Here is an 8362-nt window from a genome sequence, read left to right on the forward strand (position 1 = left end):
TTGACACCCGTCTTATACCGAAGCGATCACGAGCGCGCCAGAAACCCGCACCCGGGCCTGATGTAGCACCCGAACCGACTCGGCCAGGGTCGCTCCGGTGGTCACCACGTCGTCGACAATCAGGACATCGCCCGCGGCGGAGGAACTCGCCAGCCCACCCCGGCGCAGCAGTACCCGCCCGGCGACGTTGCGTTCCCGGGCGGCGCTGCCCAGACCGACCGAGTCGCGGGTCAGCGCCCGCATCCGCAATGCCGGCACCACCGTCACACCCGCATGGCGCGCGGCAACCGTAGCGGCGATGCGCGTGATCGGGTCGCCCCCGCGCCGTCTGGCAGCGCTGCGGCGGGTGGGTGCCGGGATGATCGTCAGCGGTAGGTCCACCATCTGCCAGCACAGCAGCCGCTGCAGCGCCGCCCCCAACGCCCAAGCCAGCGGAGCGACGAGGTCGCTGCGGCCGCGTTCTTTGACCGCGACGATCGCCTGCCGGCGGGCGCCGGCGTATCGGCCCAGGGCGAAAACCGGAACCTGCGGATCCAGCCGCGGGGCGATCACCCGGGGTTCTTCGGGCCCGACCGCCAGCTGCGCGGCGCAGGCGGCGCACCATCGGGTCCCGGGTGTACCGCAGCCGCCGCACTGCAGAGGAAGCACCGCGTCAAGCACAGACCGATGGTGCCCCCGGGGTGCGACAAGTCGACCAAGCCGCGGTCAGTCCCCGGCCAGGTCCGCCGACAGGTCGGCCACCGCGAGCCCCTCGGGCACCTGGACCTCGGTGATCGGCTCCGCGCGGTCGTCGAACTCCAGCCGCAGCGCACGGCAGATGGTGGCGTGCATGTCATACATACAGGTGATGTAGGTCAGCTCCATGATCTCGCGGTCCGACAGGTTCGCCTGCAGCACCGCGAAGATCTCGTCGGCCACCCGCCCGCCGTCGTAGACCAGGGCATCGGTGTAAGCCAGCACCGCGCGCTCGAGCCCGGAGAAGGCGTCGCTGACCTGCCAGGACGGTAACGCGGCGATCTTCTCCTCGGACATACCCAGCGAACGCATCTGTTTGCAGTGCTGGGAGAAGACGAACTGACTGCCGCGGGCGTAGCCGGCGCGGGCCTGACCGAGCTCGCGCAGCAGCGGGTCCAGCGAGGCGTTGCGATAGAGAGCGAATCCACGTACGGCGTGGGAGAACACCTTGGGCGCCTGGGCGAAGACCGTCCACCAGTCCCCCGGTGTCCCGTGGATGGTGCGGTGGCCGCCGGAAGCTGTCGCCGAAGCGTCAGGGCCTACGGGTTCTATGCCCGCGCCGAACAACCGATCGTAGAAGAACAAGATCTGCTCGTCGGTCACTTCGGCGCGCGGGATCTCGCGGAGGCGGGGCATGGTGTGTCCTTTCCGGCCCGCACATCGGACCGCTACTACGGTATGTCGTACCTTGGCGTCAAGGGGCATTTGGTCAACAGAGAAACTAACGCCAGACCCCAAATTAGTGAGGGCACTAACAGTTTCGCGAATTTTCATCCTCGATACTGTTAGCGTGCCGTCCATGAGCACCGATGCGACACAGGTGGGCGCGCCCACCACCGGATCCGGCCGTGCCGAAGCGCTGGTCGGCAAGGGTTGGGCGCAGGGCGTGGCCCTGGTCATGATCTTCGGATTCCTGGTGATGGGCATCCTGGCCTATCGCACGTACACGGCGTCAATGCCGATGCCGGACAAGGTCGTTGCCGAATCCGGTCAGCAGCTGTTCACCGGCGCCGACATCACCCGTGGCCAACAGCTCTATCAGGCCCGCGGCCTCATGCAGTACGGCTCGGTGTTGGGCCACGGCGCCTACCTGGGCCCCGACTACACCGCCGAATATCTGCGGCTGGCCACCGAAGACGTCGCCGATCAGTTTAAGGCGCAGGGCGTGGCGAACCCGCACGACGCCGTGGTCGCCGAGTTCCGAACCAACCGCTATAACGCGGACACCAAAACGCTGGTATTCACCGACAAACAGGTCCAGGCCTTCAACACCATCGAGCAGCACTACGCCGACTACTTCGGCGAAGCCTCCACCAAGTACGGCCTGCTGCCGCACATGATCACCGAGCCCGGCGAGATCCGCGATCTGACCGCGTTCTTCGCCTGGACCGCGTGGGCGGCGGCCGCGGATCGGCCCGGCCACAACTACAGCTACACCAACAACTGGCCCTCGGAGCCGCGCGTCGACAACGGGCCCACCGGATCGGTGGTGGTGTGGTCGGTGCTGTCGCTGATCATGCTGTTGGGCGGCATCGGCGTCATGTTCACCGTCTACGGTCGCTGGAGCCAGAACATCGGCTGGCACGGCACGGAGATGACCAAACTGCACTTCCGCCAGCCCGGCGAGGTGCCGCTGACCCGCTCGCAGCGCGCCGCGATCTGGATCTTCGCCGTGGTCGCGGTGCTGTTCTTGGCCCAAGTCCTGCTCGGCGGCGCCGTCGAGCACTATCGGGCGGATCTGTCGGAGTTCTACGGGATCGACCTCGCCAAGGTCCTGCCCTACAACCTGGCCCGAACCTGGCACCTGCAGCTGTCACTGTTCTGGACCGCGGCGGCGTTCCTGGCCGGTGGAATCTTCTTGGTGCCCTTCATCACCCGCCGCGAGCCCGGCAAGCAGTCGGTCCTGGTATACGGATTGCTCGGCGCGCTGGCAGTGGTGGTCTTCGGTTCGCTGGCCTTTGAGGCGCTGTCGATCTTCGGGGTTATCAAGCCCGGCACCCTGTTCTCCCAGCAGTGGGAGTTCCTGGACCTGCCCCGACTGTTCCAGCTGCTGCTGATCGTCGGCCTGTTCTTGTGGATCGTCATCATCTGGCGCGGCATGCGCGCGAAGCTGGCCACCACCTCGAAGATGAACCTGCCCTGGATGTTCTTCTTCACCGGCCTGGCCATCCCGACGTTCTACGCGGCCAGCCTGCTGGCCGGCAGTGAGACGCACTTCTCGGTCGCCGACTTCTGGCGGTTCTGGATGGTGCACCTGTGGGTGGAGGACTTCCTGGAGCTGTTCACCACCGCGATGGTGGCCTACATCTTCGTTCAGCTCGGGGTGGTGCGCGAGCGCGTTGCGCTGCTGGTCATCTTCCTCGACATCATCCTGTATTCGGCCGGCGGCGTGATCGGCACCATGCACCACCTGTACTTCTCCGGCACACCGGTGGAGCACATGGCACTGGGCGCGTTCTTCTCGGCCGCCGAGGTCATCCCCCTGACTTTCCTGACCGTGGAGGCCTGGGCCTTCCTGCAGCTGGGTGCCCGCCAGGAAGCCGGTGAGCAGAACAACTTCCCGGCCCGCTGGGCGGTGATGTTCCTGGTCGCCGTCGGGTTCTGGAACTTCCTGGGCGCAGGCATCTTCGGGTTCCTGATCAACCTGCCGGTGGTGTCCTACTACGAGATCGGGACGGCACTGACCGCCAACCACGCGCATGCCGCGATGTTCGGCGTCTACGGCATGCTGGCGGTCGGCCTGGCGATGTTCGCCTTCCGTTACGTGATCCCGGCGGACCAGTGGCCGAACAAGCTGGCCCGGATCTCGTTCTGGGGCATGAACATCGGCCTGGCATGGATGGTGTTCGTCACCCTGTTGCCGCTGGGCGTGCTGCAGTTGTTCCACTCGGTCAACGCGGGTTACTTCGAGGCGCGCTCGCTGGGTTACATCACCCAGCCCGGCAACGCGCTGCTGGAATGGCTGCGCCTGCCCGGCGACGCGATCCTGATCGGCGCCGGTGTGGTGCCGTTCGTCTGGATCGCCTGGATCGCGCTGCGTAACTTCCGCTCCGGCGAGACGGTCGACGAGTTGCCGGAGAACCCGCTCTACGTCGAGGTTCCGGCAGAGTCCGCCGCCGCGGGCAAGGACTGATCATGTCCGGGCCGGCGACATGGGTGTGGTTGGTTGCCGGCTACGCGCTGCTGTTGCTGACTTTCGCCTGGGGTTTCGACCGGATGGCCCAGCGGACCTCCGAACGCGCGGCGCAGTGGCGCACGGGCAAGTTCGTCTACCACGACGATCATGACGCGTGGAAGTGCCCGCAGGACCAGTGGCTCTGGCCCACCTCGTTCGATCCGGACAACCGGGTGATGCGGTACCGGGCGACGCCGTCGGTCTGCAACTCCTGTCCGGTCAAGGACACCTGCACCACGTCGCACCACGGCCGGGAGATCAGCCGGGCGGTCGATCCGTGGCCGCACTCGGAAACCGGCCGCTTTCACCGGGGCATCGCTTGTTCGGTAGCGGGTTTCGGGATCATCCTGCCGGCTGCGACGTTGTTCGTGAATCACTCGGCCGCCGACGTGTTGGTGCTGACCGCGGCGATCGCCGTGGTGGCGGCCGGCGGCTATCCCCTGCTGCGTCACCTGTGGAGCACCCCGAGTAACGCCCCCGATGATCGGCCGCACCCATCCGTCGCCGAAGATCAGGCATTGAACGTCGAGGCCGCGATCGACCGGTACTCCACCCGGTGGGGCGGCTTTTCCGACAACGCGTCGAGCAGAAGGCAGCAACTCAAATGAGTGAGGGACTGATCACCGTGCTGGCGCTGGCCGTCGTGGCGCTCGCAGTGCTGGCATATTTCGCGCTGAATGTGGTGCGCGAGTACGAACGCGGCGTGGTGTTCCGGATGGGCCATGCCCGCCCGCTCTACCAACCAGGCCTGAAGTTCCTGTTCCCCTTGGTGGACAAAATGATTCGGGTTGATCAGCGGGTGGTCACCCTGACCATTCCGCCGCAGGAGGTGATCACTCGCGACAACGTTCCGGCCCGGGTCAACGCGGTGGTGATGTTCCAGGTCACCGATCCGCTCAAGGCGATCATGGAGGTCGAGAACTACGCCGTGGCCACCTCGCAGATCGCCCAGACTACGCTGCGTTCCCTGTTGGGCCGGGCCGATCTGGACACGCTGCTGGCGCACCGCGACGATCTCAACGCCGACCTGCGCACGATCATCGACAAGCAGACCGAGCCGTGGGGCGTGCAGGTGCGGGTGGTCGAGATCAAGGACGTGGAGATCCCCGAGTCGATGCAACGGGCGATGGCCCGCGAAGCCGAGGCCGAGCGCGAGCGCCGGGCGAAGGTGATCAACGCCCGCGGCGAGCTACAGGCCTCCGAGGAACTCAGCCAGGCCGCCGAACGGCTTTCGCAGAACCCGGCCTCGCTGCAACTGCGGTACCTGCAAACCCTTTTGGAACTCGGGGCCGACCAGAACTCCACTGTGGTGTTCCCGCTGCCGGTGGACATCATCACCCCGTTCCTGGGCGGTGCGGCCGAAGCACTGCGTGCCGTCAAGCGGGACTAACGGCGCTACCGCGCGACCATCCCGCCGTCGGCATGGATGGTTTGGCCGGTGATGTAGCTGCCTGCGTCGGAGACGAGAAGCAGTACCGGCCCGACCATTTCGTCGGGCTCGGCAATGCGCTGCTGCAGCGTGGCAGCCCGCAATGCTGCGATGAACTCCGGCGGATTGTTACGCACCATGTCGGTGTTGACCGGTCCGGGTGCGATCGCGTTGACCCGGATGCGCGAGGACGCCAGCTCGGCCGCCATGGACCGGGTGAAGGACACGAGTGCGGCCTTGGCCGCCGAGTACATCGACGTCGCCGGCGAATAGACGAAGGCGCCGGCCGACACCACGTTGACGATGGCGGCGTGCTCGCTCTTGCGAAGATGCGGCAGCGCCGCCTGAACCAGGAAGACCGGCCCCTGCAGATTGACCGCGAACGACTTGTTCAGTGCCTCCGAGGTGATCTCGCCCAACGGCAGCGCCAGCGCATTGGCAGCGTTGTTGATGACGATGTCCACCCCCCCGAACCGGTCGACTGTGGCGCCCACCAGCGCCTCGATCGCCTCGCCGTCCCCGAGGTGGGTCGGCACCCCGATCGCTTGCGCGCCGGCCTGGCGCAGTTGCTCCGCGGCCTGATCGCAGGCCTCGCTCTTGCGGCTGGCCACCACCACGTTGGCGCCGGCAGCGGCCAACCCGTGCGCAACCGACAGCCCGATGCCGCGCGTTCCGCCTGTCACGATGGCGGTGCGTCCGGTCAGGTCGAACAATGCAGTGAGGGCAGACCTGTCCACTGGGATCTCCTACGTCAGGGCCAAGACGCAAGAAGCGTAGATCACCCCCGAAGCCTGACCCTTCTGCGGATCGGGGCTTTGTGCTCTGTGAATCCGCCGGTGTCGCCGCTACCGTGGGCAGTGCCTGGGTGCGCGCCGCGACGACGGCTTCGGAGAGGACGCGATGTGATCAGAGTCTTTCTGGTAGACGATCACGAGGTGGTGCGGCGCGGCCTGATCGACCTGCTGGGCGCCGACCCCGAACTGGATGTGGTCGGTGAGGCCGGTTCGGTGGCCGAAGCCCTGGCCCGCATACCCGCGTTGTCTCCGGACGTCGCGGTGCTCGATGTCCGGCTGCCGGACGGCAACGGCATCGAACTCTGCCGTGACCTGCTGGCGCGGATGCCCGAACTACGCTGCCTGATCCTGACCTCCTTCACCTCCGACGAGGCAATGCTCGACGCCATCCTGGCCGGCGCCAGCGGCTACATCGTCAAGGACATCAAGGGCATGGAGCTGGCCCACGCGGTCAAGGAAGTCGGCGCGGGACGATCGCTGCTCGACAACCGCGCTGCAGCGGCCCTGATGGCCAAACTGCGGGGCGCCGCCGCCAAGCCCGATCCACTGTCGGGCCTGTCCGAACAGGAACGGACACTGCTGAGCCTGCTCGCCGAAGGACTGACCAACAAGCAGATCGCGGACCGGATGTTCCTGGCGGAGAAGACCGTCAAGAACTACGTGTCACGGCTGCTGGCCAAGCTGGGCATGGAGCGTCGCACTCAGGCCGCGGTCTTCGCCACCAAGCTCGAGCGCGCCCGGAATGACTGACGACGCACCCGAGGAAGGCTCGAACCCGCTGCGCGACAAACTTTCTCATCTGCAGCTGCGCGAGCTGCTGGTCGGCGTGCAAGACCGGGTCCAGCAGATCGTGGAAGGCCGCGACCGCCTCGACGGACTGCTGGCAGCGATGCTGGCCGTCACCTCGGGTCTGGAACTCGACGAGACCCTGCGCACCATCGTGCAGACCGCTACCAGTCTGGTCGATGCCCAATACGGTGCGCTGGAAGTACACGACCGCCAACGCCGAATGCAGCAGTTCGTCTACGAGGGCATCGACGACGAAACGTTCCTCAAGATCGGCCGGCTGCCCCAGCAGGTGGGGGTGGTCGGTCTGCTGATCGACGAACCCCAAACCCTGCGACTGGACGACCTTTCCAAACATCCCGCCTCCATAGGTTTTCCGCCCCACCACCCCTTGATGCGGACGTTCCTCGGCGTGCCGGTGGGCGCGGGAGGGGAGGTCGTGGGCAATCTGTACCTCACCGAGAAAGCCGACGGACAACCATTCAGCGAAGACGATGAAGTGCTGGTTCAGGCGCTGGCCGCCGCCGCCGGGATCGCGATCGCCAACGCCCGCTTGTATGCCCAGGCCAAGGCAAGGCAATCCTGGATCGAATCCACCCACGACATCGCGACCGAACTACTGTCGGGCACCGACCCGTCCACGGTGTTCCGGTTGATCGCCGAAGAGGCCAGCAAGCTCACCGGTGCCGAGTCGGCCCTGGTGGCCATCCCGCTGGACGAGGATGCCGCCGAATCGGAGGTCAGCGAACTCCTGGTAGTCGAAACCATCGGGCCGACAATGGCTTTCCTGTCTGGTGAGACCCTGCCGGTGACCGGCTCCCCCGTCGGCGAGGCCTTCTCGAAGCGTGAGCCGCACCGCGTCGAGCGGCTGACGCTGAGCGGTGTGCGTGCGGCCGGGCCCGCCCTGATACTTCCGCTGCGCACCGCCGACGCGGTAGCCGGAGTGGTCGTGGTGATGCGTCACAGCAGCACTCCCCCGTTCAACACCGAGCAACTCGACATGATGGCGGCGTTCGCCGATCAGGCCGCGCTGGCCTGGCAGCTGGCCACCACGCAGCGCCGCATGCACGAACTCGACGTGGTCACCGACCGGGACCGGATCGCCCGCGACCTGCACGACCATGTGATCCAACGGCTGTTCGCCGTGGGGCTGTCGCTGCAGGGCACCATTCCACGCAGCCGAGACGCCGCCGTGCAGCGCCGGCTCTCCGATGCCGTCGACGACTTACAGGCGATCATCGGCGAGATCCGCACCACGATCTTCGACCTGCACGGTGTCGCCTCCGCGGCGACACCGTTGCGGCAGCGACTGGACAACGCGGTGGCCCAATTCTCCGGATCGGGGCTGCACACCACTGTCCAGTTCATCGGCCCGCTCTCGGTGGTGGAGCCGGCGCTGGCCGATCACGCCGAAGCGGTGGTCTCCGAGGCGGTCAGTAATAC

General features: G+C 66.5%; 8 protein-coding genes. 5 read left to right on the plus strand and 3 right to left on the minus strand.

Annotation, left to right across the window (positions count from 1 at the left end; translation table 11 throughout):
* Positions 1–12: 12 nt before the first annotated feature.
* Together LI94_RS01475 and LI94_RS01480 are read right to left on the minus strand one after the other, a co-directional pair.
* Complete coding sequence (locus tag LI94_RS01475) at positions 13–660, minus strand: ComF family protein (protein ID WP_024443619.1); 648 nt, start codon at positions 658–660, stop codon at positions 13–15.
* 45 nt (positions 661–705) lie between these two features.
* Positions 706–1371 carry a carboxymuconolactone decarboxylase family protein gene (locus tag LI94_RS01480; protein ID WP_024443618.1) on the minus strand — a complete coding sequence of 222 codons (666 nt, stop codon included), beginning with the start codon at positions 1369–1371 and terminating at the stop codon, positions 706–708.
* Between the two features lie 163 nt (positions 1372–1534).
* Here LI94_RS01480 and LI94_RS01485 point away from each other — a divergent pair, with 163 nt between their 5' ends.
* From LI94_RS01485 to LI94_RS01495, 3 genes are read left to right on the plus strand one after another with little or no spacing between them, the layout of a single operon-like run.
* Positions 1535–3868, plus strand: coding sequence for a cbb3-type cytochrome c oxidase subunit I (locus tag LI94_RS01485; RefSeq protein ID WP_046300069.1), 2334 nt, complete (start codon positions 1535–1537; stop codon positions 3866–3868).
* A gap of 2 nt (positions 3869–3870) precedes the next feature.
* Entirely contained in the window at positions 3871–4518 is a 648-nt protein-coding gene (locus LI94_RS01490) for a hypothetical protein (RefSeq protein WP_046300070.1), read from the plus strand.
* Positions 4515–5300, plus strand: a complete 786-nt coding sequence (locus LI94_RS01495) for a slipin family protein (protein ID WP_024443615.1) — start codon at positions 4515–4517, stop codon at positions 5298–5300. Before LI94_RS01490 ends, LI94_RS01495 begins: the two co-directional genes overlap by 4 nt.
* A 5-nt stretch (positions 5301–5305) precedes the next feature.
* On the opposite strand, the gene LI94_RS01500 is transcribed toward LI94_RS01495, so the two are convergent.
* Positions 5306–6076 (minus strand): glucose 1-dehydrogenase, encoded by a 771-nt coding sequence (locus LI94_RS01500; protein ID WP_046300071.1) that lies wholly within the window; start codon positions 6074–6076, stop codon positions 5306–5308.
* 165 nt (positions 6077–6241) lie between these two features.
* On the opposite strand from LI94_RS01500, the gene LI94_RS01505 reads away from it, so the two are divergent.
* Together LI94_RS01505 and LI94_RS01510 are read left to right on the plus strand one after the other, a co-directional pair.
* A complete protein-coding gene (locus tag LI94_RS01505; protein ID WP_024443613.1) occupies positions 6242–6883 on the plus strand; it encodes a response regulator transcription factor in 642 nt (213 codons plus the stop codon).
* Positions 6876–8362 (plus strand): GAF domain-containing protein (locus LI94_RS01510; RefSeq protein WP_046300072.1); only part of this gene is annotated, 1487 nt, incomplete at its 3' end. The genes LI94_RS01505 and LI94_RS01510, both read left to right, overlap by 8 nt.

The organism is Mycobacterium sp. UM_Kg27, assembly GCF_000972905.1.
GTDB lineage: Bacteria > Actinomycetota > Actinomycetes > Mycobacteriales > Mycobacteriaceae > Mycobacterium.

Coding starts and splice junctions, on each gene's coding strand:
- LI94_RS01480 (WP_024443618.1), bottom strand. CDS start 1,371: ATGCCCCGCCTCCGCGAGATCCCGCGCGCCGAAGTGACCGACGAGCAG.
- LI94_RS01485 (WP_046300069.1), top strand. CDS start 1,535: ATGAGCACCGATGCGACACAGGTGGGCGCGCCCACCACCGGATCCGGC.
- LI94_RS01490 (WP_046300070.1), top strand. CDS start 3,871: ATGTCCGGGCCGGCGACATGGGTGTGGTTGGTTGCCGGCTACGCGCTG.
- LI94_RS01495 (WP_024443615.1), top strand. CDS start 4,515: ATGAGTGAGGGACTGATCACCGTGCTGGCGCTGGCCGTCGTGGCGCTC.